This window comes from Coxiella-like endosymbiont of Rhipicephalus sanguineus (assembly GCF_018687865.1).
On record NZ_NIQB01000030.1, the window covers coordinates 1 to 1,499 of the forward strand.

Below are 1,499 nucleotides of genomic sequence, written 5' to 3' on the forward strand. Positions count from 1 at the left end.
GGGCGCGTGGATTACGCTCCATTGTCGAACACACTCTACTGGATTTGATGTACGAGCTTCCAACCGTCGTTGGTTTGAAGAAAGTCGTAATCGATGGAAGTGTTATTAATCAAACTTCGCCGCCGTTATTTATTTATGATAAAGAAAAAATTCCTCGTAAGGTGGCTCAAGAATAATAAGGGATACGACATGGTAGAAGCAGCAGCCGAGAAATTGGAATTACCATTATTACCATTGCGTGATGTCGTGGTATTCCCCCATATGGTGATTCCTTTATTTGTGGGGCGGGCTGAATCGGTCAAAGCGTTGAAAATGGCCATGTCGCAGGATAAGCGGGTTTTTCTAGTCGCCCAAAAGGATGCTAATAATGATTCGCCGGGGCAAAAAGATCTTTATGAAATAGGAACGATTGCTACTGTCTTGCAATTATTACAATTGCCGGATGGTACTGTTAAAGTGTTAGTGGAAGGCTCGGAGCGGACTAGACTCATTCATTTAGAAAAAAAAGAAAATTATCTACAGGTTGAAATTAAACTCTTACAAGAAGAAGGCACAAAAGACGGCGATAAAACGGAGCTGCAAGTGTTGGTTCGTGCCGTCCTTGATCAATTTGAGCAATTAGTAAAAATAAGTAAAAGAATTCCTCCGGAACTTTTGCCCTCTTTAGCAAGTATTGATGATCCTGGCCGTTTGGCTGACAGTATTGCAGCCCACATGACAATTAAATTAGATTCTCGTCAAAAGATTCTCGAAATTCTCTCTGTTAAAGAACGATTAGAAGTTTTACAAAAAGTTTTAGCTCAAGAATTGGATTTAGTTGAAGTTGAAAAACGAGTTCAAGGTCGAGTTCGGCAACAGGTGGAAAAAAGTCAGCGCCAGTATTACTTAAGTGAAAAAATAAAAGCCATTCAGCAAGAGTTGGGTGAATTAGAAGAAGGTAGCCCTGTCGATGAGCAACACCAATTGCTCGAAAAGATTGAAAAAGCTGGGATGCCTTTAGAAGCTAGAGAAAAGGCAGTGGCTGAATTGAATAAATTAAAAATGATGCCACCGATGTCGGCGGAAGCTACGGTTAGCCGCAATTATCTGGATTGGTTACTTCAAGTTCCTTGGAAAAAGCGCGCTAAAATCAGTAAAGATTTGAAGCTCGCCGAAGAAATTTTAGAAGCAGATCATTATGGATTAGAAGAAGTTAAACAACGAATTTTGGAATATTTAGCCGTACAACAGCGCGTGCGAAAATTAAAAGGCCCTATTTTATGCTTAGTTGGACCGCCTGGAGTAGGTAAAACTTCATTAGGACAATCGATCGCAAATGCGACAGGCCGTAAATTTGTTCGCGTTTCCTTAGGAGGCATCCGAGATGAAGCTGAAATTCGGGGCCATCGTCGAACTTATATTGGCGCTCTTCCTGGAAAGATCATTCAAAAGATGGCAAAAGCTGGTGTTCGAAATCCATTATTTATGCTAGATGAAGTAGATAAAATGGCAGCGGATTT

General features: G+C 40.8%; 1 protein-coding gene and 1 pseudogene. Both read left to right on the forward strand.

Going from position 1 to position 1,499, the window contains the following annotated elements:
• A pseudogene (locus tag B1F79_RS02180) lies at window positions 1-176 on the forward strand (ATP-dependent Clp protease ATP-binding subunit ClpX); the annotation flags it as partial.
• 13 nt (window positions 177-189) lie between these two features.
• Window positions 190-1,499, forward strand: a 1,310-nt coding sequence (locus B1F79_RS02185; protein WP_251365814.1) for an LON peptidase substrate-binding domain-containing protein, incomplete at its 3' end; no start/stop codon positions are given.